The sequence below is a fragment of the Mycobacterium arosiense ATCC BAA-1401 = DSM 45069 genome (genome assembly GCF_002086125.1).
Taxonomy (GTDB): domain Bacteria; phylum Actinomycetota; class Actinomycetes; order Mycobacteriales; family Mycobacteriaceae; genus Mycobacterium; species Mycobacterium arosiense.
This window is the reverse complement of sequence record NZ_MVHG01000080.1, coordinates 1-23,793: the sequence shown is the minus strand read 5'-3', so window position 1 is coordinate 23,793 and position 23,793 is coordinate 1. Positions and strand designations below refer to the sequence as shown.

Annotated in this window: 25 protein-coding genes and 1 tRNA gene; 5 read left to right on the top strand and 21 right to left on the bottom strand. The window is 69.1% G+C overall.

Translation table 11 applies throughout. The features are described from left to right. The first annotated feature begins 317 nt into the window (after nucleotides 1-317). Together BST14_RS22425 and BST14_RS22420 are read left to right on the top strand one after the other, a co-directional pair. Nucleotides 318-527: a helix-turn-helix transcriptional regulator gene (locus BST14_RS22425; protein ID WP_081250141.1), complete on the top strand. Its 210-nt coding sequence runs from the start codon at nucleotides 318-320 to the stop codon at nucleotides 525-527. Nucleotides 528-706: 179 nt separating this feature from the next. Further along, nucleotides 707-1,732, top strand: a complete 1,026-nt coding sequence (locus BST14_RS22420) for a tyrosine-type recombinase/integrase (protein ID WP_196759782.1) — start codon at nucleotides 707-709, stop codon at nucleotides 1,730-1,732. Between the two features lie 39 nt (nucleotides 1,733-1,771). Here the strand turns inward: BST14_RS22420 and BST14_RS22415 are convergent. The 7 genes from BST14_RS22415 to BST14_RS22385 form a co-directional block, all read right to left on the bottom strand. Then, a tRNA-Pro gene (locus BST14_RS22415) sits at nucleotides 1,772-1,845 on the bottom strand. Nucleotides 1,846-1,918: 73 nt separating this feature from the next. Continuing rightward, entirely contained in the window at nucleotides 1,919-3,319 is a 1,401-nt protein-coding gene (der, locus tag BST14_RS22410; RefSeq protein ID WP_083066550.1) for a ribosome biogenesis GTPase Der, read from the bottom strand. Next, nucleotides 3,316-3,984 (bottom strand): (d)CMP kinase, encoded by a 669-nt coding sequence (cmk, locus tag BST14_RS22405; protein WP_083066549.1) that lies wholly within the window; start codon nucleotides 3,982-3,984, stop codon nucleotides 3,316-3,318. Before cmk ends, der begins: the two co-directional genes overlap by 4 nt. A gap of 236 nt (nucleotides 3,985-4,220) precedes the next feature. Beyond that, a complete protein-coding gene (locus tag BST14_RS22400; protein WP_083066548.1) occupies nucleotides 4,221-4,964 on the bottom strand; it encodes a pseudouridine synthase in 744 nt (247 codons plus the stop codon). Next, complete coding sequence (gene scpB, locus BST14_RS22395) at nucleotides 4,964-5,668, bottom strand: SMC-Scp complex subunit ScpB (protein WP_083066547.1); 705 nt, start codon at nucleotides 5,666-5,668, stop codon at nucleotides 4,964-4,966. The genes BST14_RS22400 and scpB overlap by 1 nt, the downstream gene beginning before the upstream one ends. Next, nucleotides 5,669-6,493, bottom strand: a complete 825-nt coding sequence (locus BST14_RS22390) for a segregation/condensation protein A (RefSeq protein WP_083066546.1) — start codon at nucleotides 6,491-6,493, stop codon at nucleotides 5,669-5,671. After that, entirely contained in the window at nucleotides 6,490-7,353 is an 864-nt protein-coding gene (locus BST14_RS22385; RefSeq protein ID WP_083066545.1) for a ParA family protein, read from the bottom strand. The genes BST14_RS22390 and BST14_RS22385 overlap by 4 nt, the downstream gene beginning before the upstream one ends. 215 nt (nucleotides 7,354-7,568) lie before the next feature. On the opposite strand from BST14_RS22385, the gene BST14_RS22380 reads away from it, so the two are divergent. Further along, nucleotides 7,569-8,321, top strand: a complete 753-nt coding sequence (locus tag BST14_RS22380) for an O-methyltransferase (RefSeq protein ID WP_083066554.1) — start codon at nucleotides 7,569-7,571, stop codon at nucleotides 8,319-8,321. Nucleotides 8,322-8,340: 19 nt separating this feature from the next. On the opposite strand, the gene xerD is transcribed toward BST14_RS22380, so the two are convergent. The 14 genes from xerD to BST14_RS22310 form a co-directional block, all read right to left on the bottom strand. Next, nucleotides 8,341-9,282: a site-specific tyrosine recombinase XerD gene (gene xerD, locus BST14_RS22375; protein WP_083066544.1), complete on the bottom strand. Its 942-nt coding sequence runs from the start codon at nucleotides 9,280-9,282 to the stop codon at nucleotides 8,341-8,343. Continuing rightward, nucleotides 9,279-9,902, bottom strand: coding sequence for an NUDIX domain-containing protein (locus tag BST14_RS22370; RefSeq protein WP_083066543.1), 624 nt, complete (start codon nucleotides 9,900-9,902; stop codon nucleotides 9,279-9,281). Before BST14_RS22370 ends, xerD begins: the two co-directional genes overlap by 4 nt. Further along, nucleotides 9,895-11,646, bottom strand: coding sequence for a CTP synthase (gene pyrG, locus BST14_RS22365; RefSeq protein WP_083066542.1), 1,752 nt, complete (start codon nucleotides 11,644-11,646; stop codon nucleotides 9,895-9,897). Before pyrG ends, BST14_RS22370 begins: the two co-directional genes overlap by 8 nt. 122 nt (nucleotides 11,647-11,768) lie before the next feature. Next, the gene (locus tag BST14_RS22360) at nucleotides 11,769-12,713 is read right to left on the bottom strand and encodes a copper transporter (RefSeq protein ID WP_083066541.1); all 945 of its coding nucleotides are present in this window, start codon (nucleotides 12,711-12,713) and stop codon (nucleotides 11,769-11,771) included. Beyond that, the gene (steA, locus tag BST14_RS22355) at nucleotides 12,714-13,895 is read right to left on the bottom strand and encodes a putative cytokinetic ring protein SteA (RefSeq protein WP_083066540.1); all 1,182 of its coding nucleotides are present in this window, start codon (nucleotides 13,893-13,895) and stop codon (nucleotides 12,714-12,716) included. A 228-nt stretch (nucleotides 13,896-14,123) separates the two neighbouring features. Then, nucleotides 14,124-15,887, bottom strand: a complete 1,764-nt coding sequence (gene recN / locus BST14_RS22350) for a DNA repair protein RecN (protein ID WP_083066539.1) — start codon at nucleotides 15,885-15,887, stop codon at nucleotides 14,124-14,126. 25 nt (nucleotides 15,888-15,912) lie between these two features. Further along, nucleotides 15,913-16,842 carry an NAD kinase gene (locus BST14_RS22345; protein WP_281252822.1) on the bottom strand — a complete coding sequence of 310 codons (930 nt, stop codon included), beginning with the start codon at nucleotides 16,840-16,842 and terminating at the stop codon, nucleotides 15,913-15,915. Next, nucleotides 16,839-17,648, bottom strand: a complete 810-nt coding sequence (locus tag BST14_RS22340; RefSeq protein WP_083066537.1) for a TlyA family RNA methyltransferase — start codon at nucleotides 17,646-17,648, stop codon at nucleotides 16,839-16,841. The genes BST14_RS22345 and BST14_RS22340 overlap by 4 nt, the downstream gene beginning before the upstream one ends. Before the next feature lie 8 nt (nucleotides 17,649-17,656). Further along, nucleotides 17,657-17,842 carry a hypothetical protein gene (locus BST14_RS22335; RefSeq protein ID WP_066989244.1) on the bottom strand — a complete coding sequence of 62 codons (186 nt, stop codon included), beginning with the start codon at nucleotides 17,840-17,842 and terminating at the stop codon, nucleotides 17,657-17,659. Between the two features lie 23 nt (nucleotides 17,843-17,865). Further along, nucleotides 17,866-18,888 carry an HAD-IIA family hydrolase gene (locus BST14_RS22330; RefSeq protein ID WP_083066536.1) on the bottom strand — a complete coding sequence of 341 codons (1,023 nt, stop codon included), beginning with the start codon at nucleotides 18,886-18,888 and terminating at the stop codon, nucleotides 17,866-17,868. 1 nt (nucleotide 18,889) lies between these two features. After that, entirely contained in the window at nucleotides 18,890-19,690 is an 801-nt protein-coding gene (locus BST14_RS22325) for a tetratricopeptide repeat protein (RefSeq protein WP_245845611.1), read from the bottom strand. Between the two features lie 28 nt (nucleotides 19,691-19,718). Continuing rightward, on the bottom strand, nucleotides 19,719-20,081 hold the full coding sequence (locus tag BST14_RS22320) for a DUF732 domain-containing protein (protein ID WP_211280784.1): 363 nt from the start codon (nucleotides 20,079-20,081) through the stop codon (nucleotides 19,719-19,721). A gap of 98 nt (nucleotides 20,082-20,179) precedes the next feature. Continuing rightward, complete coding sequence (tyrS, locus tag BST14_RS22315; RefSeq protein ID WP_083066551.1) at nucleotides 20,180-21,442, bottom strand: tyrosine--tRNA ligase; 1,263 nt, start codon at nucleotides 21,440-21,442, stop codon at nucleotides 20,180-20,182. Nucleotides 21,443-21,536: 94 nt separating this feature from the next. After that, nucleotides 21,537-22,181 carry a DNA-3-methyladenine glycosylase gene (locus BST14_RS22310; protein ID WP_083066535.1) on the bottom strand — a complete coding sequence of 215 codons (645 nt, stop codon included), beginning with the start codon at nucleotides 22,179-22,181 and terminating at the stop codon, nucleotides 21,537-21,539. 107 nt (nucleotides 22,182-22,288) lie between these two features. On the opposite strand from BST14_RS22310, the gene BST14_RS22305 reads away from it, so the two are divergent. Continuing rightward, entirely contained in the window at nucleotides 22,289-23,569 is a 1,281-nt protein-coding gene (locus tag BST14_RS22305) for an ammonium transporter (protein ID WP_083066534.1), read from the top strand. 46 nt (nucleotides 23,570-23,615) lie between these two features. Further along, nucleotides 23,616-23,793 (top strand): transposase (locus BST14_RS31765; RefSeq protein WP_142279208.1); only part of this gene is annotated, 178 nt, incomplete at its 3' end.

Below are 23,793 nucleotides of genomic sequence, written 5' to 3'. Positions count from 1 at the left end.
CCCCCCACCCGAGCAAGTCGCCCCCTCGTGCCAGCCCTGCTACTCGACGTCCTCGACGACCCGCAACAATCAAGAGTCCAGCACCCGGCTCCATCCGCGAGATAGACCACATGCAAGGACCGTTGTCCTCCGGCAGTACATTTTCCGGCAAAGTCGCATGAGCACAGGAAAAACCGTGAATACCAAATTCGCCGATTCCCGTCGCGTTCCGCCGTCGCGTAACCCTATCGCCGGCCCTAACCTTTAAGAATGAGGTACCGCACGGCACCCGGCGCCCGAAGCTCGCGCCGGCCGATGCGGGAAGGGAACGTAGCGCGATGGCCTTGCTAGACGGGCACTGGTACAGCTCAGCCGAACTTGCCGAGCTGCTGCACGTCGATGCTTCCACCGTCCGGCGCTGGCGAACATCGCGTCCCCCCAGAGGTCCGGCCTTCGTTCGCGTTTCGGACCGGGTGTACATGTATAACTCCGACGACGTCGAGGCCTGGTTGTCCCGTCGGCATGTTGATCCCGGCGAGGTTGCTTGATGGCCGACGAACTCACACTGCCACTTGGTGTTTCGTTATCGGTAGACATCGAGGAGCGCCCCAGCCGAACAACCCCCTTCCGCGCTCGGGTCCGGTGGATCGATCCGGCCACGAATAGCCGAACCTCGAAATCCGCATCGTTTGCAACACGCGAAGCCGCAGTCGACTGGGCGACCCGGATGGAACGCGCCGCGGCGCAAGGGGTCGACCCGAAGATGGCCACGACGACGCTATCTGAGTACGGCACAACCAACATGGCGTTGGCGCTGCGGGGTCTGGAGCCTAAGACGACCGATCCCTACTTGGCGGGTTGGCGCAGGCGCGTCGTCCCCACCCTCGGGCACCTGCCCATTGCCATGATTACCAATGGCGCAGTGGATCGAGCCGTGCACGCTTGGATTGTCGACGAGTGCAGCCGGTCGACGGTCAAGAACAGCCTGGCCGTGCTCGTCCGTGTCATGGAACAAGCACTGCGAGACGGCATAATCGACCGCAACCCGGCCCGAGTCACCGGTTGGCAGCGCGAATACAAGCTCACCGAAGACGAACTTGACAACCCACGGGCACTCGCGCTCCCCAATTGGACCGCCCTCACCGTGCTTGCCGACGCGCTCGTCGCCCGATCGGCCGGCCGCTATCGGGGTTGGGGTGATGCGGTGATCTTCGAGGCCTGCACCGCGGCCCGCATCGGCGAAGTGGCCGGCTGCCTGGTGCGCGACATCAACACCGACGACTGGATCTGGACGGTCCGCCGGCAGACCACCCCGTCGCCGGGCGGCTTGGTGGACAAGAACACCAAGGGCAAACGCGCTCGCGAAGTCCCGTTGATCACCCCGGTCCGCGACCTCATCCGGCGACGGATTGAGCTCGCCGGAAACAATCCCGATGCACGACTCTTCACCGGTCCGAGGGGCGGACGGATCACTACCGCCACGCTGCGGGACGCCACCTCCTGGGACGCCGTGGTCACCCAACTCGGCCACCCGCAGCTCACGCGTCACGGCTTGCGGCATACCGGCTTGACCTGGATGGCCGATGCCGGTGTCCCGGTACACGCCCTCCGCAAGATGGCCGGCCACGGAACGCTGACGACGACGCAGCGCTATCTGCACCCCGACCGGCAGTCCGTCATCAACGCGGGTGACCTGCTTGAGCGGCACTTGTGGTCCCCAAGTGGTCCCCAACTCCGCGTCATCTCATCCTGAGCTAATCACGTCACTACAGCTCAGACCGCATTTTCTACGTCGGGCTGACAGGATTTGAACCTGCGACCACTTGACCCCCAGTCAAGTGCGCTACCAAACTGCGCCACAGCCCGCGCGCCGATGCGTGCACCGGCAGCAGGTCGAAAGCCTACCGTAAACGGTCGGCCGGCCTGCCATGCGACCTCCTCAGCGCCGCCGCGCTCCCCGCTTCTCCCGCACCCGAACGTTGATCCGGATCGGCGACCCCTCGAACCCGAAGGCCTCGCGCAGCCGGCGCTCCAAAAAGCGCCGGTAACCCGCCTCCAGGAAACCGGTGGTGAACAGCACGAACGTCGGCGGCCGGGCGGTGGCCTGGGTGGCGAACAGGATGCGCGGCTGCTTGCCGCCACGCACCGGCGGCGGGGTGGCCGCCACCACCTCTTTGAGCCAGGAATTCAGCGGGCCGGTCGGAATCCGCGCATCCCACGACGCCAGCGCGGTCTCCATCGCCGGCACCAGCTTCTGCAGCGCCCGGCCGGTCTTGGCGGAGATGTTGACCCGTGGCGCCCACCGCAGCTGCACCAGTTCGCGGTCGATCTCGCGCTCCAGCGATTCGCGGCGGTCGTCGTCGACCAGGTCCCACTTGTTGAACGCCAGCACCAGGGCGCGGCCGGCCTCGATGACCATCGACAGCACCCGCTGGTCCTGCTCGGTCAGCGGATCCGACCCGTCGATCAGCACGATCACCACCTCGGCCGCGTCGATGGCCGAGTGCGTGCGCACCGAAGCGTAGAACTCGTGCCCGCTGGCCTGGCCGACCTTGCGCCGCAAGCCCGCGGTGTCGACGAACCGCCACACCTTGCCGCCCAGCTCGATCAGCGAGTCCACCGGGTCCACCGTCGTTCCGGCGACGTCGTGCACCACCGAGCGCTGGTCGCCGGCCAGCTTGTTCAGCAGCGAGCTCTTGCCCACGTTGGGCTTGCCGACCAGCGCCACGCGCCGCGGGCCGCCGGACGTGGGCGCCACCTCGGACACCTCGGGTAGGGCGGCCAGCACCGCGTCGAGCAGATCCGCCACCCCGCGGCCGTGTATGGCGCTGATCGCGTGCGGCTCACCGAGCCCCAGCGACCACAGCATCGCGGCGTCCGCCTCGACCTTGTCGCTGTCAACCTTGTTGGCCGCCAAGAAGACCGGTTTGCCCGACCGCAGCAGGATCCGGGCGGCGGCCTCGTCGGCCGCGGTGGCGCCGACGACGGCATCGACCACCAGGATCACCGCATCGGCGGTGCGCATCGCCACCGAGGCCTGATCCGCCACCAGCTGCTGCAGCCCTTTGGCGTCGGGCTCCCATCCCCCGGTGTCCTGCACGACGAACCGGCGGCCGGTCCACAGCGCGTCGTAGGACACCCGGTCGCGGGTGACGCCCGGGACGTCCTGAACCACCGCTTCGCGCCGGCCCAGGATCCGGTTGACCAGTGTCGACTTGCCGACGTTGGGCCGGCCGACCACCGCCACCACGGGCGCCGGGCCGGCCTCGTCCTGCTCGTCCAGGACGAAATCGACGGATTCCCAGTCGCTTTCGTCGCTCCACGTGCCGTCCTGACTCACCGCACCGCTCCGGTTCGCTGCTGGACCAGGTCGCGCAGGTGCGAGATCACCTGGGCCTCGGTCATCTCGCTGGTGTCGACGACCACCGCGTCCGGCGCCGCCCGCAGTGGCGACACCGCCCGGGTGGAATCCAAATGGTCGCGGCGGCGGACATCCGCCAGCACCGCCGCGTAGTCGTCGGACAGCCCGGCCGCCACGTTCTGCTCATTGCGCCGCCGCGCCCGGGTCTCGGCCGACGCGGTCAGGAAGATCTTGACGGGCGCGTCCGGCAGGACGACGGTGCCGATGTCGCGCCCTTCGACCACGACGTCGCCCGGCTTGGCGGCCATCTCGCGCTGCAGCTCGACGAGCCGGGCGCGCACCGCGGGCACCGCCGACACAGCCGAGACGGCGCCGGTGACGGCGTCCCCGCGAATCTCGGTGGAAACGTCCTCTCCGGCAAGCAAACACCGATCGCCGTCCACCGACAGCTGCGCCGTCGACCCGATCCCGCCGACCGCGCCGGCGTCGTCCGGGTCGACGCCGGCACGCAGCACGGCCAGTGTCACCATCCGGTACATCGCCCCGGTGTCGAGGTAGCGCGCCCCGAGCGCTTGGGCCAATCCCCTTGACACCGAGGACTTTCCGGTGCCCGCCGGCCCGTCAATGGCGACGACAACGCTCACAGGCCGACGGTTCGCTGCACTCCCGTCACTCGCTGCGCTCGTTCCGCTCGTTCCGCTCACAGACCGACGGTTCGCTGCACTCCCGTCACTCGCTGCGCTCGTTCCGCTCGTTCCGCTCACAGGCCGACGGTTCGCTGCACTCCCGTCACTCGCTGCGCTCGTTCCGCTCGTTCCGCTCACAGACCGACGGTTCGCTGCACTCCCGTCACTCGCTGCGCTCGTTCCGCTCGTTCCGCTCACAGGCCCACCGCCTTGTACAGCTGGCCGATCTCATGATGGGCCAACGCCCGGAAGGTGCCCGGCCGCTGCTTTCCCAGCGAGACCGGTCCAATGTCGGTGCGCACCAACGACTCCACCGGAAATCCCGCGGCCGCGAGCAGCCGGCGCACGATGCGATTGCGTCCCTCGTGCAGCGTCACCCGCACCAGCGTCTTGCCGGGGATGGCGTCCACCACGGCGAACTCGTCGACCTTGGCCACCCCGTCGTCCAGCTCGATGCCGGCGCGCAGCTTCTTGCCGAGCCCGCGCGGTACCGACCCGGTCACCGTCGCCAGATACGTCTTGGGCACCTCGTGGGAAGGATGCATCAACCGGTGGGCCAGCTCGCCATCGTTGGTCAGCAGGATCAGCCCCTCGGTGTCGGCGTCCAACCGCCCGACGTGAAACAGGTTCTTGTTGCCGCGGACCTTGCGCTCGACCAGGTCGCCGATGCACGGGCGGCCGCGGTCGTCGGACATGGTCGAGTGCACACCGCGCGGCTTGTTCAGTGCCAGATACACCTGCGAGTCGTCGAGGACCACCCGGGCCCCGTCGACGCGGATCACCGAGGAGTCCGGGTCGACGCGGGTGCCCAGCTCGGTCACCACCTGCCCGTCGACCTCGACGCGGCCGTCGATGATCAACTTCTCGGCGGCCCGCCGCGACGCAATTCCGGCCTGCGACAACACTTTCTGCAGCCGGATCCCCTCAACCTCGTGCATCAATCCTGGTCCACGTCGAAGGTCAGCGCCTGCTCGGGCGATTGACCGCCCGAGAGTTTGACGAAACGTGGCTCGCTGTCCAGAGATTCGCTCAGGTCCTCGATCGTGTCGACGTCGGGAAGCAGCGGCGCGATGTCCGGAAGGTCGGCCAGCGAGGTCAACCCGAGGCGCTCCAGAAACAGGTCGGTGGTGGCGAACATCGTCGCGCCGGTGTCCTCGTCGGCCCCGGCCTCGGTGATTAACCCGCGCGCCAGCAGCGTGCGCATCACCGCGTCGACGTTCACACCGCGCACCGCGCTCACCCGCGCGCGGGTCACGGGCTGGCGGTAGGCGACCACGGCCAACGTCTCGAGCGCGGCCCGGGTGAGCTTGGACCGCGCGCCGTCCAGCAGCAGCTTCTCGACGTAGGGCGCGAAGCGGGCGCGGGTGTACATCCGCCAGCCCTCGCTGTTTTTCCGCAGGTCGATGCCGCTGTCGCGGGCGGTGAGCTGCTCGGCCATCTCCTGCAACTTGGTCGTGATCCGGTACACCGGCTGCTGGGTGGCCGACGCCAGCGCCTCCGCGGTGACCGGGGTGTCCACCACCAACAGCAGCGCCTCGAGCACCGAGCCGAGTTCCTCGGATTCCATCGGCGCGACCTCGGCGATGTCGGGGATGCCTGCGATGTCGGAGGCGAGATCGACATCCGGCATTTCTTCGGTCATCTATTCGTCCCGCACTTCTACCAAGGCCTCACCGACCGGACGTTCCCCGGTCCACGAGATTTGGAGCACGCCAAGCGGCTCTGACTGGTCGAATGCTACCGCCCGCCACCGATACAGTTCGAGCAGCGCCAGGAAGCGCCCGACCACCTCCATCGACGCCTCACAATCGGCGACCAGCTCGGAGAACGTCGCCCACGCGCCGCTGCCCCGCGCCTGTAGGATGGCCAGCAGTTTTCTGGCCTGCTCGGGAACCGAGACCTGCACCTGGTGCAGGTGCGCCACGGACACCGTCGGGACGGGCCGCGGGCTGAACGCGATCGCGGCGATCTGGGCGAAGCGTTCGGCGTCGACGCCGATCATCACTTCGGGCAGCAGTTCGGTGAACCGGTCCTCCAGCGACACCGACCGCGGATAACTGCGCAGCGCCGCGGCCTCGAGCTCGGCGAACATCTCGGCGACGTGCTTGAACGCCCGGTACTGCAGCAGCCGGGCGAACAGCAGGTCGCGCACCTCGAGCAGCGCCAAGTCTTCGTCGTCGTCGACCTGCCCGGCCGGCAGCAGCCGGGCCGCCTTCAGATCCAGCAGGGTCGCGGCGACCACCAAAAACGCGGTGGTCTCCTCCAGCTCGAGCTGCGGGCCGATTGCGCGCGTGTAGGCGATGAAGTCGTCGGTGACCTGGTGCAGCGCCACCTCGGTCACGTCGAGGCGATGGGCGAAGATCAGCTGCAGCAGCAGATCGAACGGCCCCTCGAAATTGGTCAGGCGGACTTGAAAACCGGTGGAGGAGCCGTTGTGCTGTGTCGCCTCAGTGTCGGTCGCGTTCACGCGCCGAATCGGTCGATGAACTCGCGCGCCAGCGCTCGATAGGCGATGGCCCCGGTGGACCGCGGGGCCCACGTGGTGATGGGTTCGCCGGCGACGCTGGTCTCCGGGAACCGGACCGTTCGGGTGATGACGGTGTCGAACACCAGGTCACCGAACCGCTCCACCACGCGGGCCATCACCTCGCGCGAGTTGACCGTCCGGGGGTCGTACCGGGTGAGCAGGATCCCGCTGATCTCGAGCTTCGGGTTGAGCCGGTCGCGCACCTTGTCGACGGTGTCGGTCAGCAGCGCCAAGCCGCGCAGCGAGAAGTACTCGCACTCGGTGGGGATCACCACGCCGTCCGAGCAGGCCAGGCCGTTGACGGTGAGCAGGCCCAGCGACGGCTGGCAGTCGATCAGCACGTAGTCGTAGCGGTCGAGCACGGGGTGCAGCGCGCGGCCCAGGGTCTGCTCGCGGCCCACCTCGTTGACCAGCTGGATCTCGGCGGCCGACAGGTCGATGTTGCTGGGCACCAGATCCATGTGCTTGACCCGGGTTTGCAGCAGCACGTCGTCGATGGACACCCGCGGCTCGACCAGGACGTTGTGGATGGTCTTGTCCAGCTCGTAGTGCGCCACGCCCAGGCCCGCCGACAGCGCGCCCTGCGGATCCATGTCCACCAGCAACACCCGGCGGCCGTATTCGGCGAGCGCGGCGCCGAGGTTGATGGTGGACGTGGTCTTCCCGACGCCACCCTTCTGGTTGCACATGGCGACGACTTTGGCCGGGCCGTGCGAGGTGCGCGGCTGTGGCTCCGGGATCGCCCGCGGCGGCCGCCCGGTCAGGCCGAGCTCGACGCCGTTGTCCGGCTGCTCGGTCATGGCGGGGGTGTTCGGGAAGTGAACATCGTCGGAAAGTCTAACGGGTTCGTCGCGCTAAACCCGGCGGCGCGCAGGCAATCAACCAGCCAATATGGGCAAAAATCGGTGGTGAAACGCACATCCCGACCGCCTATTCACTCCAGCCACATCCGCACCAATCGGCGGGCATTGAGGCGGGCCCGGCCGTGCACCGCAACCGGCCTATGGTGGCGGCTATGAACCTGAAGCGACGGGTACCTCTACTGCGGTGGTCGGTCTGGCGCATGGCCACCGGGAACCGCAACATCACCACCACGGGCCAGATCGGTGACGGGCGCGAGGCGGCCGCCGTCGAGTACGTCCTGCGCAACGCCCGGCCCGGCGACATCGACGACGTGCTGGCCACCATCGACAAGTTCGCCTACGAGAAGTCGATGCTGATCAACGTCGGCGACGAGAAGGGGCTGCTGCTTGACGCCGCGGTGCGGCGCGCCGATCCGACGCTCGCCCTCGAGCTGGGCACCTACTGCGGCTACGGCGCCCTGCGCATCGCCCGGGCCGCCCCGAAGGCCAAGGTGTTCTCCGTCGAACTGGCCGAGGCCAACGCGGCCAACGCCCGCCAGATCTGGGCACACGCCGGCGTCGCCGACCGGGTGACGTGCGTGGTCGGTACCATCGGCGACGGCGGGCGCACCCTGGACGCGCTGGCCAACCAGCATGGATTTGCCTCCGACACATTGGATTTCGTGTTCCTCGACCACGACAAGGACGCTTACCTGGACGACCTGAACAGCATCCTGGACCGCGGTTGGTTGCATCCGGGTTCGATCGTGGTCGCCGACAACGTCCGGGTGCCGGGCGCGCCGAAGTACCGCGCGTACATGCGTCAGGAACAGGGCAAACGCTTCAACACCGTCGAACACAAGGCACACCTGGAATACCAAACCCTGGTGTCGGATTTGGTGCTCGAATCCGACTTCGTCGGCTGAGTGGGCCGCTGCGACAACGCTATTGGGCCCGAGGATGCGCCTCGGCCCACACCTCCCGCAGCGCGTGCACCGTGACCATGGTGTAGATCTGCGTCGTCGTCACCGACGCATGGCCCAGCAACTCCTGCACGACGCGCACGTCGGCGCCGCCCTCCAGCAGGTGAGTGGCGAACGAATGCCGCAGCATGTGCGGCGACACCCCGGAGGTGATCCCGGCGCGCTCGGCGGCGTCCTGCAGGACCTGCCACGCGCTCTGCCGCGACAACCGGCCGCCACGCACGTTGAGGAAGATTCCCGGTGTTCCGCGCCCACGACGCGCCAGCTCCGAACGGCCCCGCACCAGATACGCATCCAGCGCCGCCACGGCCGGACGCCCGATCGGCACCAGGCGCTGCTTGCCGCCCTTGCCCCGCAACAAGACCGAGCGGGCGTGGGTGTCGACGTCGTCGACGTCGAGGCCGACGGCTTCGGAGATCCGCGCGCCGGTGGAGTAGAGCAGTTCCAGCAGCGCCCGGTTGCGCAGGGTCAGCGGGCCGTCGGCCGGGCTCTCGCCGCCCGCGGCCTCCAGCAGAGCCAGAACCTGGTCGATGGTCAGGCTTTTGGGCAGCCGGCGCCCCGGGGTGGGCGGGCGGACCGCGCGCGCCACGTCGAGCTCGGCCAGCCCTTCGGCCGCGGCGAACCGGTGCAGGCCGCGCACCGCGATCAGCGCTCGGGCCGCCGACACTGCGGACAGCGCGGCGGCCCCGGTGTCGGGATCGCCGCGGCGCAACGACACCAGGAATTCGCTCACGTCGTTCTCGCCCACCTTGGCCAGGTCGTGAATTCCACGGTCCGACAAGTGTTTTGTGTAACGGCGCAGATCGCGGCGATACGAGCTCAGGGTGTTGGCGGCGACGCCGCGCTCGATGGTGAGATGGTCAAGGTAGCCCTGTAACTGGGTGTCCAGCGCCACCGTTGTCACTGCGCGGCCTTTCGCGCGGCGAACGCCGTCGGCTTGTCCTGCCACGGGCTGTCCACCGGGCGCGTGCGCATGAACTCTCTGGTGACCACGTATGCAGCCATAATCCCAGCGACGGCAATGGAATTGACGATCTCACCGCGGAGTGCCTGCTGCGCGGCATCCTCCAGGGAAAACCACTGCAGCTGCATGTCGGCTTCTTCGTCATGCGCCTCGGGCCGATCCACTCGGCTTAATTCGGTCGCCAAGTAGACGCGCACCGATTCGTCGCTGAACCCGGGTGTGGAATCCAGATCTACCAGCACCCGCCAGTCGCCGGCGTGCAGGCCGGCCTCTTCCTGTAGCTCCCTGGCCGCGGTCAGATGCGGCGCCTCGCCGTGGACGTCGAGCAACCCGGCGGGCAGCTCCCACAGTCGGCGACCGAGCGGGTGCCGATACTGATACACCATGAGGATGTTGTCGTCGTCGTCCATCGCCACCACGGCGACGGCGCCGAAGTGCTCGACCACCTCCCTGGTGACTTCGTTACCGCCCGGCATCCGCACCCGGTCGCGCCGCAGCGCGAAAATCTTTCCGGTGTACAGCGTTTCGGATGACGCCGTGGAGAAGACGTGTTCAGCCACGGGCCGCGGGCTCAGGTATCGGCCGCGCAGCGCTGTCCCGGTGCTGGATGCCGTTCGATGACTGCTCCGGGATTTCCACCGGCAGCAGTTCGCCCGCCTTGTAGTCGATGGCCGCGCCGACGAAGGCGACGAACAGCGGGTGCGGCCGGGTGGGCCGGCTCTTCAACTCCGGGTGCGCCTGGGTGCCGACGACGAACGGGTGCACCTCCGGCGGGTATTCGACGAACTCCACCAGATGGCCGTCCGGCGAGGTGCCGGAGAATCTCAGGCCGCTTTCGGCGATCTTGTCGCGGTAGGCGTTGTTGACCTCGTAGCGATGCCGGTGGCGCTCGGACACCTCGGTGGCGCCATATGCCTGGGCGACAACGGAATTCGGTTCCAGCACCGCGGGGTAGGCGCCCAGCCGCATGGTGCCGCCCAGGTCCGCCTCGCCGGCGACGATGTCGACCTGGTCGGCCATCGTCGAGATGACTGGATCTCGTGTCTCGGGGTCGAATTCGGCCGAGTTCGCCTCGGCCAGGCCGGCGGAGCGGGCCGCCTCGATCACGATGCATTGCAGGCCCAGACACAGGCCGAGCACCGGCAGCCCCCGGGCGCGCGCGTGGTGGATGGCGCCGATCTTGCCCTCGATGCCGCGGATGCCGAACCCGCCGGGAATCAGCACGCCGTGCACGTCGCTCAGCGCCGCCGCGGCGCCGGCTCCGCTCTCGCAGTCATCGGAGGGCACCCAGACCAACTCCACCTTGGCGTGGTGGGAGAACCCGCCGGCCCGCAGCGCCTCGGTGACCGACAGGTAGGCGTCGGATAGTTCAACGTACTTGCCCACCAACGCGATTCGCACGATCTCGTGCGGCTCGTGCACCCTGCGCAACAGGTCATCCCATTCGGTCCAGTCGACGTCGCGGAACGGCAGGTTGAGCCGGCGCACCACGTAGGCGTCGAGTTCTTCGCGGTGCAGCACCTTGGGGATGTCATAGATCGACGGCGCGTCCGGGGTGGAGATGACGCCGTCGATGTCGACGTCACACGTCAGCGCGATCTTGTTCTTCAGCGCTTCGGGGACGTCGCGGTCGCAGCGCAGAATCAGCGCGTCGGGGGTGATACCGATGCTGCGCAGCGCGGCCACTGAGTGCTGGGTGGGCTTGGTCTTGAGTTCACCCGAGGGCGCCAGGTAGGGCACCAGGGAGACGTGCAGGAAGAAGACGTTCTCGCGGCCCAGGTCGTGACGCACCTGGCGGGCCGCCTCCAGGAAGGGCTGCGACTCGATGTCGCCCACCGTGCCGCCGATCTCGGTGATCACCACGTCGGGGCGGTTGCCCTGGGCGTCGGGCTGGGCCATCGACAGGATGCGCCCTTTGATCTCGTCGGTGATGTGCGGAATCACCTGGACGGTGTCGCCGAGGTATTCGCCGCGGCGCTCTTTGGCGATGACCGTCGAATACACCTGCCCGGTAGTGACATTCGCCGAACCGGACAGGTCGCGATCCAGGAACCGCTCGTAATGCCCGACGTCGAGGTCGGTTTCGGCACCGTCCTCGGTGACGAAGACCTCGCCGTGCTGGAACGGGTTCATCGTGCCCGGATCGACGTTGAGGTACGGATCGAGCTTTTGCATCGTCACGTACAACCCGCGGGCCGTCAGTAGCTGACCAAGGCTGCTGGCGGTCAACCCCTTACCCAACGAGGAAGCGACGCCCCCGCTGACGAAGAGGTGCTTGGTGGCGGATTGCGGGTGCTTTCGCACAGGCGACCTCCGTGAAGACGGGCAGGGCGTGAAAATTGTTCTAGCGAATAACTAGATGGGCCTGCCGACCCACGGAAACCCACCCTAACATCCACCGCGCTGCGCCGCGGCTAACACGCCCGCTACTGAGGCACCGTGATCGACGTCGCCCCGTGGCCCGTGCCGTATTGCCCGGCGTGCCCGCCGTTCAGCAGGTCGTGCAGGCCCAAAATCGCGGTGATGCGACCGGGCGCGGCGTCGACGTTGTCGACGGTGCTGATGGCCGAGTTCATCCCGGCGTCGGCGCGGGTCACCGCGACGGCGGCGCCGCCGGTCGCCGAGCCGTCGCGCCCGGCCAGCAGCGTGCCCGAGCCGTGCGGGGCCAGTGCGGCGGAGAACCGGGCCACGCTGACGCCCTTGTTGCCGGCGTCCTGGGATAGCGAGCCGCCCGTGACGACCAGCGCGGCGTTCGCCGCGCCCATGTGGTCGGTCGCCTGATAGGTGATGAATCCGGTGTCGCGCAGCGCGGCCAGCACGGTGTTGCGCTGCACGTCGTCCACGGCGGGCACCGCCGGGTTGGGGTTGGCCAGCAGCGCGATGCCCAGCAAATCGCCCGCCTGCGAACCCTGGTCGACCAGCTTGGTGCTCAGCTGCTGCCCCGCGGGCAGCACCGACGAGTTCACCACCGTCTGCAGCTTCTCCGCCGAGTTGGCCTCGACGAACTCACTCGTCAGCGACACCGTCCCGGTCACCGTCCCGCCGGCCTGACCGATGAACTTCGACACCGCGGCCACGTCGTCGTCGTTGGCGTCGGGGGTGCGAAATACCACCACCGACTTGCCACCCAACGCGTCGTGCACCATCCGCCCGGCCAGTTGGGTGTCGAAATTGTTTGCCGCGCTGAGCTTTTCGTTCAGCACATTCTTCTGGTCGTTGAGCCCGCTGATCTGCGTGGTCAGATCCCGCTTCTCGTCACGCAGGCTGGACAGCAGAGTGTCCGACAGGAAGCCGGAGCCCAGCACCACGCCCACGGCCAGCGCCAGGAAGACCGCGGCCAGCGATAAGGCGTGTTGACGCAGCGAGATCATTTAGGTGACCCACTTCTGCACCGTCGCGCTGAAGTGGTTCCAGTAGTCGCTGACCCAGTGCAACACCACGCCGTCGGTGCGCGACACCCACAGGGCGACGATGACGGCGATCAGCATGGTCAGCGCCAGCAGCGCGATGGCGCCCGCCGAGATGTGGTTGCGGTACAGGGTGGCCACGGCCTTGGCGTCCACCACCTTCTCCCCCACCCGCAGCCGGGTCAGGAAGGTGGACGGGTTGCTGTGCGCGCGGGTGCGGTCGAAGAAGGTCTCGATGTTGGCGGTGTGGCCCGCCGTCACCAGCAGCGCGGCGCCGTGGTGGTCGGCCAGCAGCAGCGCCAGGTCGATCGCCGAGCCCGCGGCCGGGAAGGTCATCGCCCCGACGCCGAGATCCTGGATGCGCTCCAGCCCGGGCGCGTGCCCGTCGGCGTCGGCGGGCAACACGACCTGGGCGCCGCATTTGAGGGCGTCGGTGCTGATCTGGTCGGGGTCGCCCACGATCACCTGGGGGCGGTAGCCGGCCTTGCGCAGGACATCCGCGCCGCTGCCGACACCGATCAGCGCCGGCTGATACTCCTTGATGAACGGCTTGAGCGACTTCAGGTCCTCCTCGGCGCCGGGTTCGTCGGCGACGATCACCACGTGCCGGCGGCGCAGGTCGACGTCGACGTCGGGGATGCCGATGCCGTCGATCAGCAGCGGGCTCTCGCTCTTGATGAACTCGATGGTGTTGCCGGCGAACGCCTCCAGGTGCGCGGACAGCCCGCTCTTGGCCTCGCGCATCAGGTCGGCGATGTCGTGGTCGGTGCGCTCGGTGCCGCGGACCAGCCTGCGGTCACCGGCGTACACCCCACCCTCGTGCAGGCGGATCTTGGCGCCGTCCTTAACCTTCTTGAACACGTCGGGTCCGGCCTCGTCGATCAGCGTGACCCCGTTGTTGACCAGCACCTCGGGGCCCATGTTCGGGTAGCGGCCCGAGACCGACGGCGAGGCGTTGACGACCGCGGCGATATCGGCTTCCACCAGCGCATCCGCCGTGATGCGGTCCAAGTCCAGGACGTCGAGCACGACGATGTCGCCGGGGCACACCCGACGCAGCAGTCGGTCGATGTTCCGGTCAACGCGGGCGGTGCCGACGAGGCCCGGCCGGGCGGGGTTACGGGAGAGCAGGCCTGACATCTTCATGGGGGCGATTCTGTCCGCGAAGGGTCGGAGTGGACGGGAGGCGCGCCGTAACATCAGCCTCATAAGTTATCTAGTGTCCCAAGAGTCACAGGTTGCTAACGGGTTGGCCGCGCGAGGGTGCGCAGTTGTACGCGGTATGCGGCGTGTCGGCGTACAAACACGCACGTTCGCGGGGAGGGGCGCCGCGCTCGCGGGGAGGGGCGCGCGCTCGCGGGGAGAACCCGGCAGTTAGATCTCGTCCTTTTGCGCCGCCTCGAGCAGTTCGCGGGCGTGCGCGCGGCCGCTGTCGGATTCGCCCAGCCCGGCCAGCATCCGCGCCAGCTCGGCCACCCGCTCGTCGTCGGCGACCCGCCGCACCACACTGGTCCCTCTCGGCCCCGCGCCATGCACCACCAGGTGCACGTCGGCGTAGGCCGCGACCTGCGGGAGATGCGTGACGACGATGACCTGATGGGTGCGCGCCAACCGCGCCAGCCGCCGCCCGATCTGCACCGCCGCACGACCGCCCACGCCGGCGTCGACCTCGTCGAACACCATGGTGGTGCCGGCCGCCGAGGCGGCCAGCACCACTTCCAGCGCGAGCATCACCCGGGACAGCTCGCCGCCGGAGGCGCTCTTGGCCAGCGGCAGCTGCTCCATTCCGCGGTGCGCGGCGAAGCCGAACTCGACCCGGTCGACGCCGTCGGCGCCGGCCCGGGCGGCCTCGCCGGAGGGCAGCACGAGCGTGGCCGCGTCGTCGCCCGTCGATGCGGTGTCCGGCACCGCATCGACGGCGACGTCGATGCTGAACTGCGCGTCGGCCATCGCCAGCCCGGACAGCTCCGCGGTGACCTCCTTGGCGAGCCGCTTGGCGGCCTTGCGCCGAATGGTGCTGAGATCGGCCGCGGCCTGCGCCAATTCGCGCGCGAGCTCGTCGACCCGGCCCGCCAGCGCGGCCAGCCCTTCTTCCGACACGTCCAGTTGGGCGAGTCGCTGCCGCGACTCCTGGGCCCAGGCGAGCACCCCGTCGATGTCCGCGGCGTACTTGCGCGTCAGCGTGCGCAGTTCGGCCTGCCGGGCCAGTTTGGATTCCAGGGCGCTGGCATCGACCGGCAGCCCCTCGAGGAAGCCGCCCAGCTCACCGGCCGCGTCGATGACGACGGTCAGCACCTCGCCGAGCTGGCCGGCCAGCGCCACCAGCTTCGCGTCACCGGTGGATTCCAGTGCCGCCCTTGCCTTTCCGAGGCTGTCGGTGGCGCTGAACTCCGAGGCGTCCACGTCATCCGAGGACAGGGCCGCGCGGGCGGCTGCCGCGGCTTCGCGCAGCGTGTCCAGCTCGGAGAGCCGCCGGATCTCGGCGACCAGGGCATCGTCCTCGCCGGGTTGCGGGTCCACGGCGTCGATCTCGCCCAGCGCGAAGTTCAGCCGGTCGGCCTCCAGCGCGAGTTCGCGCATCCGGTGGCGGCGGTCGAAGAGGTCGCGCCGCGCGGAGAGCCAGGCGTCGCGCAGTTTGCAGTAGCGCTCCAGCGCGGGGCCCGCCTTCGCGAACCGGTCCAGCGCCGCGCATTGCTCCTCGGGCCGCATGAGGCGCAGCTGGTCGTTCTGCCCGTGCAGGGTCAGCAGCCCGGCGGTGAAGTCGCCCAGCGACTTGGCCGGCACGCTGCGACCGCCGAGGTAGGCCCGCGACGGGCCGTCACGGCTGACCGAGCGCAGCGCGATCACGCTGCCGTCCTCGTCGCGTTCCGCGCCCGAGGCGTCCAGCATCTCGTCCAGCTTCATCACCACGGCTTCGTCGAGATCGGTTGTGATGAACCGGCCTTCGACCACCGCACGATCGGCGCCGGACCGCACCCGGGTCGCGTCCGCGCGGGCGCCGCCGAGCAGGTGCAGCCCGGTCACCACCATGGTCTTGCCGGTACCGGTCTCGCCGGTCAAAACGGTCAGGCCGCGGTCGAATTCCCCGACCGCGGCGCTGATGGCACCGAGTGACTCGATGCGGATTTCGGTCAGCATTCAGTCAGCACCTGCGCTAGAGCGGTCAGTTCCCGCGCCACCCGGTCACCGGCAGCCGGAATTTGCGCACCAACCGGTCGGTGAACGGGGCGCTGTCCAGCCGGGCCCATTTCACCGGTGTGTCGCAACGTTTTACCTCCAGCCGGCTGCCCGCCGGGACCAACATTTCGCGGCGACCGTCACAGAACACCAAAGCGTCGTGCCCGTCCCCCTCGATCTCGATCGCGATGGTGGCGTCCGGGCTGGTGACCATGGGCCGGCCGAACAGCGCGTGAGCGTTGTTGGGTACCACCAGAATTGCCTCGAGATCGGGCCACAACACCGGCCCGCCGGCGGAGAACGCGTAGGCGGTGGACCCGGTGGGCGTCGCCACCAGCACACCGTCGCAGCCGAACGCCGATACCGGGCGCCCGTCGATCTCGAGGACCACCCCGAGCACGCCCAGCCGGGGGCCCTTTTCCAGGCTGACCTCGTTGAGCGCCCAACCGTGCACGGAGACGTCACCGTCGTGACGCACGATCACGTCGAGCGTCAACCGGTTCTCTACACGATAGTCTTGCGCGACAACGTGATCCAGCACCCGGTCGATGGCCTCGGCTTCGGCCTCGGCCAGAAAGCCGATGCGGCCCAGGTTGACACCCAGCACCGGAATGTTGGCGTTGCGGGCGAGTTCGGCGGCCCGCAGAAACGTGCCGTCGCCGCCCAGCGCCAGCACGAGCTCACAACCCTCCGCGGCCTGCGGGTCGGCGTTGACCACCTCAATTTCGATGCCCAACGCGCGCATGTCCTCGGGGGCCAGGCGCAGCGGCCCCTTGTCGACCGCCTCGGCGGACAGCACCCGCAGCCCGATTCCCTTGTCGCCCAGTACTTTCTGCACACGCCCCGCGGTCTCGGTGGCCTCGTCGCGGCCGGTGTGGACCACCATCAACACGGTGCGGGGAGTGTGTTCGTTCACTGTGGCCCGCTTTCCACCGCGCACCGCACCGCCGTCACCAGCTCCTCGCCGTCCAGCGGCCGGTCGGTCCGGGCGCGCAGCCGCAGAAAGTACTCGACATTGCCCGACGGCCCCGGCAGCGGGCTGGCGGTGACATCGACGGTGTGCCAACCCAGCTCGCTCGCACGGCGGGCGACCGTCAGCACCGCGTCGGCGCGCAGGGCCGGGTCGTGCACCACACCCCCCGCGCCGACCAGGCCCTTGCCCACTTCAAACTGCGGCTTCACCATGGGAACGATATCCGCGTCCGGTGCGGCACATCCAGTTAGCGCCGGCAATACCGTGGAAAGCGAAATGAACGACAGGTCGGCCACCACGAGGTCGACCGGCCCGCCGATCGCCTCGGGCGCCAGCTCGCGGACGTTGGTCCGCTCGACGACGACCACTCGCGCGTCGCTGCGCAGCGACCACGCCAGCTGGCCGTACCCCACATCCACCGCGACCACTTCGGCGGCCTCGCGATCCAGCAGTACCTCGGTGAAGCCGCCCGTCGACGCGCCGGCGTCGAGGCAGCGACGGCCCGCGACCGAGATCTCGAAGGCGTCCAGGGCGCCGATGAGTTTGTGTGCCCCGCGCGAGACCCAGCCGCGCTCGCCGTCCTCGGCAAGGGTCAGGGCGGCGGTGACCGCGACGGCGGTGCCCGGCTTGCGCGCCGGCATCCCGTCGATGCTCACCTTCCCCGCGCCGATCAACTCCGCGGCCTGCTGGCGCGACCGGGCCAGGCCGCGCCGGACCAGCTCGGCGTCAACCCGGGCGCGTCGAGACATCCGCGCACTCAGCCCTTCTCCGCCGACTCCAGCGCGGCCAACAGCACGTCATGCGCCTCGGACAGGCGGCGGGCGATCTCTTCGAGCTCGTCGAGCGACGGCACCTTCTCGGGATCTTCACCGTCCCCGGGCTGGGGCAACCGGGCGAGCAGGGCGTCGATTTCAGCGCGAATCTGATCGGGATCGATAGTCATCGCGTTCCTACGCTAGTCACCCGTCAGTCGGTGCGCACCAAAGACCAGCGCCCCAGCGCGGCGCGGGCATGGTCGTCGCCGGCCTGGACCCGTACGTCGCCGGAGCCGGGGCGCGCGTACAGGGCGCCGGCCAGCGCGCGCACGATCGACAGGCCGTCCCCGTCGTCCGGCCCGTCACCGCTGACGGTGATCACGGTGTCCGCGACGTCGACCCGCCAGCCCGGCTGCGGCCCGACCTTGAGCCGCTTGCCGTCGGTATGCAGCGAGCGCAGGTCGTGGCCGATATAGGTGGGACGCTGGGCGGGCTTGGCGTACACGGCGTCCCGCGCGGAATTGACCCCGGTGAGCACCATCAGGCTGGGCAGCTGGGCGGCGTTGGCGCCCTCGATGTCGGTGTCGAGGCGGTCGCCGATCACCAGGGGGGCGCGAAAGTCGCCGCGGGCCGCCGCGTCCCGCAGCAGTCCGGGCGCCGGCTTGCCCGCGACCTGGGGCTCGCCGCCGGTGGCCGCCCGCAGCGCGGCCACGAACGACCCGTTGCCGGGCAACAGCCCACGCTCCGTGGGCAGGGTGAGGTCGACGTTGGACGCCACCCACAGCGCGCCGGCCCGGATGGCCAGCGCCGCCTCGGCCAGCTCCGGCCATCCGATGTTCTGCGACAGACCCTGCACGACGGCGGCCGGGTCGTCGTCGTAGCTGCGCACCGGGCGCAGCCCCACGGCGGCGATCTCGTTGGCCAAGGCCTCGGTGCCCACGATCAGCACCGCTGCGCCCTGCGGCAACTGGTCGGCCAGCAGTCGGGCGGCGCTTTGCGCGCTGGTGGCGACGTCGTCGGCGTCGGCGGTGAATCCCAGATCGGTCAGGTGCGCGGCGACCTCGTCGGCGCTGCGCGAGGCGTTGTTGGTGACGAAGTACGCGCGGCTGCGCACCCGCGCCAGCGCCTGCACCGCGCCGTCGGTGGGCCGACGGCCGCGGAACATCGTGCCGTCCAGATCTATAAGCAGGCAGTCATATTGCTGCGCAAGGGTTTTGGATTGACTTGAGGTCATGTCAGCCGAGTTCGCTGACCCGGTCTTCGGCGTCGGTGACGCCGTCGACGTCGGCCGCGGCGGAATGCAGGAACCATTGCAGCGCCTCGTCGTCGCGGCCGAGCGCCAGCAGCGTGTCCGCGTAGGCATAGAACAACCGCGCCGCCGTGGTGCCGGTGCGGCCCGGATCCAGTTGCGGCGTGGACAACAGGGTGAGCGCCTGTTCCAGCTGGCCGAGGTCCGCGCGCGCCCCGGCCGCGACGATGCGCAACTCGTCGGCGTCGTCCCCGGACAGTTCGGCAGCTTCCGGTCCGCGCGCGAGTTCGATCGCCCGCTCCGGGCGGCCAAGCCCGCGTTCGCAATCGGCGATCAAGGCCAAAAGCTGCGACTTGCTGCCCATCCGGCGGGCCGCGCGCAATTCCGCGTGCGCCTGCGACCAGTCGCCGCAGTGGTAGGCGGCGATGCCGACCGCTTCCCGAATGGTGGCGAGCCGGCTGGACCGGGCGCGCGCCGCGCGGGCGTGGCTCAGGGCGGCCTCGGGGTCTTCGTCAAGCAATTCACCCGCGGCCACCAGGTGGCGCGCCACCGCATCGGCGGTGGCGCGGTCCAGGGTGCTCAGTTCGCGGCGGATGTCGGGTGCCAGCTGCTTGGCTTCCACGCCGGGCGGTATCGGCGGGCCGTCCTGCGGGGCGCGCTCGGCCTGGGCGTCGCGGCGCGGCGCGCTGTGCGGTTGGACCGGGCGCGCGCGGCCCGGACCCGACCAGCCGCTGGATGACGGCCGCCCCCGCCGTTCGCCGCGCTGCCGTTGCCTGTCGTCGACCACGCTGCCGAGGATACGGGCAGCGCCACGCCTAACTTTGCAGCCGGTTACCCAGCAGCGGCGCGATCACCGCCGGACAGTAGGTCGCGATCGCGACGATGGTGAACCGGCCCGCCATCTCGTACGACAGGCCGTTGCCCTCGGCCATCTTGGACGTCACCCCGTCGAACGACTCACCGGGCTCGAACAGCATCGGACACACCGACTGCCCCATCGCCGTGGTGCTGGTCGGCTGGGTGTAGGCGATCCCGGCGTTCGTCAGCGCCGACAGGAAGGCGTTGCCCAGCATGTCCGCGCGGATCGGCGCCGACAGAACCGCGGCCAGCGCCACCAGGCCGGTGACCACCCCCAGGATCCGCAGGACGGTGGACCGCACACGCGTCGCGAAATTCACCGTGACAACAGTGGTCGCTTACGGTCACGTCAACGACACGGTGAGGTAAAGATCTGTGCACGCACGCGTTTTGCGGCGCCCACCCGCGGCCGGTCCGGCTAGAGCTTTTCGACCCCGGCGACCGTGCGCTTGCCGCGGCGCAGCACCAACCATTTGCCGTGCAGGAAGTCGGACGGTTGCGGCGCCCATTCCTCGCTGTCGATGCGCACGTTGTTGACCGAAACGCCGCCCTCGCCGAGCGTGCGGCGCGCGGCCTTGCGGCTCTCGGACAGGCCGCTGGCGACCAGCAGATCCACGATCCCGTCGGGCCCACCGGGTTTGAGTTCGGCGACCGAGGTCTCGCGCAGCGCCGCCGCCAGCGTCGGCTCGTCCAGCCGGTCCAGTTCGCCGTGCCCGAACAGCGCCCGGCTGGCGTGCTCGACGGCCTCGGTGGCCGCCTCGCCGTGCACCAGCACGGTCAGTTCGCGCGCCAGCCGCCGCTGGGCGGCGCGCTGCTGGGGGCGCTCGGCGGTCGCCTGTTCCAGCTCGTCGAGCTCGTCGGCGGTCAGGAAGGTGAACCAGCGCAGGTAGCGGATGACGTCGGCGTCGGCGGTGTTGAAGAAGTACTGGTACCAGGCGTACGGCGTGGTCAGCGCCGGGTCCAGCCACAGGCTGCCGCCGCCGGTGGATTTCCCGAACTTGGTGCCGTCGGCGGCCGTCACCAGCGGCACCGTCAGCGCGTGGACCGAGGCGGACAGCTGCTGGCGCACCAACCGGACACCGGCGATGATGTTGCCCCACTGATCGGAGCCGCCGATCTGCAGCGTGCAGCCGTAGCGCCGGTGCAGTTCGACGTAGTCGTTGGCCTGCAGGAGCATGTAGCTGAACTCGGTGTAGGAGATGCCGTCGCCCTCGAGGCGCCGCCGGACGGTGTCGCGGTCCAGCATGACGTTGACCGAAAAGTGCTTGCCGACGTCGCGCAAGAACTCGATCGCCGACAGCGGGCGGGTCCAGTCCAGGTTGTTGACGACGACGGCGCCGGTGGGTGAGTCGTCGAAGTCGACGAAGCGACGCAGCTGCCCGCCGATCCGCTCGGTCCACTCGGCGACGGTGTCCGCCTCGTTGAGGGTGCGCTCGCCGATGTCCCGCGGGTCGCCGATCATGCCGGTGGCCCCGCCGGCGAGCACGATGGGGCGATGGCCGGCGCGCTGGAAACGCCGCAGCGCCAGCAGCGGCACCAGGTGTCCGGCGTGCAGGCTCGGTGCGGTGGGGTCGAAGCCGGCGTACACCGTCATCGGCCCGCGCTGCGCTTCGGCGGCCAGCGCATCGAGATCGGTGGACTGCGCGATCAGGCCGCGCCAGCCCAGCTCGTCGATGATCATGGTGTACGAGTCTTCCAGAGCGCCCACGCAAGGCGTCGACTCGTGGTGCGGTTTCACCGGCGTTCTCACCGGAACAACTCGACGTTCGGCGTCGCTAGTCGCTGGCGCCCGGCGCCGCCGCCCGGGGGCTGCGGCGGTACGCCGAGACCTCCGGGCGCCCGGGCAACCACAACCGCCACGGCCGGTCGGCGGCCTGGCTCACGCCGACCCGCGGGCCGGCAGCCGCGGTCAGCGGTTCGTGCAGTTCCAAAGTCACCGGACTGTCGGGCACGAACAGGTCAATGCCGTTGTCCTCTATGGTGATTCCCATGGCCGCGCACAGGTTGCCCGGGCCCCGCGCCAGGGCCGCCGTGTGCACCAACTCACCGCGGCGAGCGCGGGCGACGTCGGTGCCGTTTTCGATGGCGGCGGCGCGCAGCAGGACGGCGCCGGCGGTGCCGTCGGGCCCGCAGGAGACGTTGGCGCAGACGTGAATCCCGTGGCTGCGGTAGGTGTAGAGCCGCCCGGGCGGCCCGAACATCACGAAGTTGCGGGCCCGCAGGCCCTTGTACGAATGGGCGGCGGCGTCGGGCCACGGACCGTCGGGAACGCCGCCATACGCCTCGACCTCGACGACTATCCCGCTCACGCCCCGCGCGGTCAGGGTGGCGCCCAGTAGCCGGCGCGCGGCCTCAACCGGGTCGACTAACAGCTGGGCCGCAGCAGTGCCTTCGCGAAATCGTCCTCGAGCCTGCGCCACATCAGATCCTGATCCTCTTTTCGTAACCCAACGAACCTACCGGCAGCCCGAACGTGGCAGTATCCCGGTGTCCCGTGACCCCAGGGCCGGGAGAAGGAGCCCACCTGATGCATGCGATCGATCCCGCCGCGACCGCGTGGCTGCTGGCCAGCACCGCACTGGTCCTGCTGATGACCCCCGGCCTGGCGATCTTCTACGGCGGCATGGTCCGCACCACCGGTGTGCTCAACATGATCATGATGAGCTTCATCTCCATACCGCTGGTGACGGTGGCGTGGTTGCTGGTCGGCTACACCCTCGCGTTCTCCGAGGATGGGGTCGGCGGACTCGCCGGCAACCTCCGGCATTTCGGCATGCTCGGCATCACCCCCGACACCGCGCACGGCACGGTGCCCGAACTGCTGTTTGCCACGTTCCAGTTGACCTTCGCGATCATCACGGCCGCCCTGGTCAGCGGCGCGATCGCCGACCGCGCGAAGTTCGCCGCCTGGGTGGTTTTGGTCCCGGCGTGGACAATCGCGGTGTATTCGATTGTCGCGCACTGGGTATGGGGGCCCGGCGGCTGGCTGGCCAAGCTCGGTGTGCTCGACTACGCGGGCGGGCTCGTCGTCGAGATCGTCTCCGGTTCCTCCGCGCTGGCGCTGGCGCTGGTGCTCGGGCCCCGCATCGGCTTCAAAAAGGACGCCATGCGGCCGCACAATCTGCCGTTGCTGTTCGTCGGCGTCGGGCTGTTGTGGTTCGGCTGGTTCGGGTTCAACGCCGGTTCCGCCTTGGCCGCCAACGGAACTGCGGCGGCCATCTTCCTCAACACCCTGGTGGCCGGGTGCCTGGGCATGCTCGGCTGGCTCTCGGTCGAACAGATCCGCGACGGTAGGCCCACCACGTTCGGTGCGGCATCGGGTGTGGTCGCCGGCCTGGTCGCCATCACTCCGTCCTGCGGGACCGTCAACACGCTCGGCGCGACGGTCGTCGGCCTGGCGGCCGGCATCGTGTGCGCGTTCGCGGTGGGCGCGAAATTGCGCTTCAATTATGACGATTCGCTCGATGTGGTGGGCGTGCACTTCGTCGGCGGCGTGGTCGGTGTGTCATTGATCGGCCTGTTCGCCACGGCGATCATGACGACGGGCCCGCGGGGCCTGTTCTATGGGGGCGGCTTCGGCCAACTGGGCAAGCAGGCACTGGCGATCGCGGTCGTCGCGCTCTACGCGTTCGCGATCACGTTCTTGTTGGGCAAGGTGATCGACCGCCTGATCGGATTCCGGCTCAGCGCCGAGGACGAGACCACCGGTGTCGACCTCACCCAGCACGCCGAAACCGCCTACGCCGAAGGCGTGCACGGGCACCTTCCGCAGCGCCGTCCCCCGCCGACCGGCGAGCGCTTCAACTAGGGCGTGTCTGGCAAAGATTTTGGATGTTGTGCCCGAGGCTTGAGTCATGTCGCGGTTTCAGTTGCTCACCGATGCTCAGTGGTCGTTGATTGAAGATTTGCTTCCGACTCGGACAGGCAAGCGGGGCAGGCCCTTTCAGGATGCCCGCTCGATGGTCGAGGGCATTATTTATCGGTACCGGTGTGGGATCGCCTGGCGAGACGTGCCCGGGGCGTTCGGGCCGT

Excerpts from the sequence above, each read along its gene's own strand:
- BST14_RS22425 (WP_081250141.1), top strand. The coding sequence starts at position 318 with ATGGCCTTGCTAGACGGGCACTGGTACAGCTCAGCCGAACTTGCCGAG.
- BST14_RS22420 (WP_196759782.1), top strand. The coding sequence starts at position 707 with ATGGAACGCGCCGCGGCGCAAGGGGTCGACCCGAAGATGGCCACGACG.
- BST14_RS22400 (WP_083066548.1), bottom strand. The coding sequence starts at position 4,964 with ATGCACGAGGTTGAGGGGATCCGGCTGCAGAAAGTGTTGTCGCAGGCC.
- scpB (WP_083066547.1), bottom strand. The coding sequence starts at position 5,668 with ATGACCGAAGAAATGCCGGATGTCGATCTCGCCTCCGACATCGCAGGC.
- BST14_RS22385 (WP_083066545.1), bottom strand. The coding sequence starts at position 7,353 with ATGACCGAGCAGCCGGACAACGGCGTCGAGCTCGGCCTGACCGGGCGG.
- BST14_RS22380 (WP_083066554.1), top strand. The coding sequence starts at position 7,569 with ATGAACCTGAAGCGACGGGTACCTCTACTGCGGTGGTCGGTCTGGCGC.
- BST14_RS22360 (WP_083066541.1), bottom strand. The coding sequence starts at position 12,713 with ATGATCTCGCTGCGTCAACACGCCTTATCGCTGGCCGCGGTCTTCCTG.
- steA (WP_083066540.1), bottom strand. The coding sequence starts at position 13,895 with ATGAAGATGTCAGGCCTGCTCTCCCGTAACCCCGCCCGGCCGGGCCTC.
- recN (WP_083066539.1), bottom strand. The coding sequence starts at position 15,887 with ATGCTGACCGAAATCCGCATCGAGTCACTCGGTGCCATCAGCGCCGCG.
- BST14_RS22340 (WP_083066537.1), bottom strand. The coding sequence starts at position 17,648 with ATGTCTCGACGCGCCCGGGTTGACGCCGAGCTGGTCCGGCGCGGCCTG.
- BST14_RS22335 (WP_066989244.1), bottom strand. The coding sequence starts at position 17,842 with ATGACTATCGATCCCGATCAGATTCGCGCTGAAATCGACGCCCTGCTC.
- BST14_RS22330 (WP_083066536.1), bottom strand. The coding sequence starts at position 18,888 with ATGACCTCAAGTCAATCCAAAACCCTTGCGCAGCAATATGACTGCCTG.
- tyrS (WP_083066551.1), bottom strand. The coding sequence starts at position 21,442 with ATGATCATCGACGAGCTGGGCTGGCGCGGCCTGATCGCGCAGTCCACC.
- BST14_RS22305 (WP_083066534.1), top strand. The coding sequence starts at position 22,289 with ATGCATGCGATCGATCCCGCCGCGACCGCGTGGCTGCTGGCCAGCACC.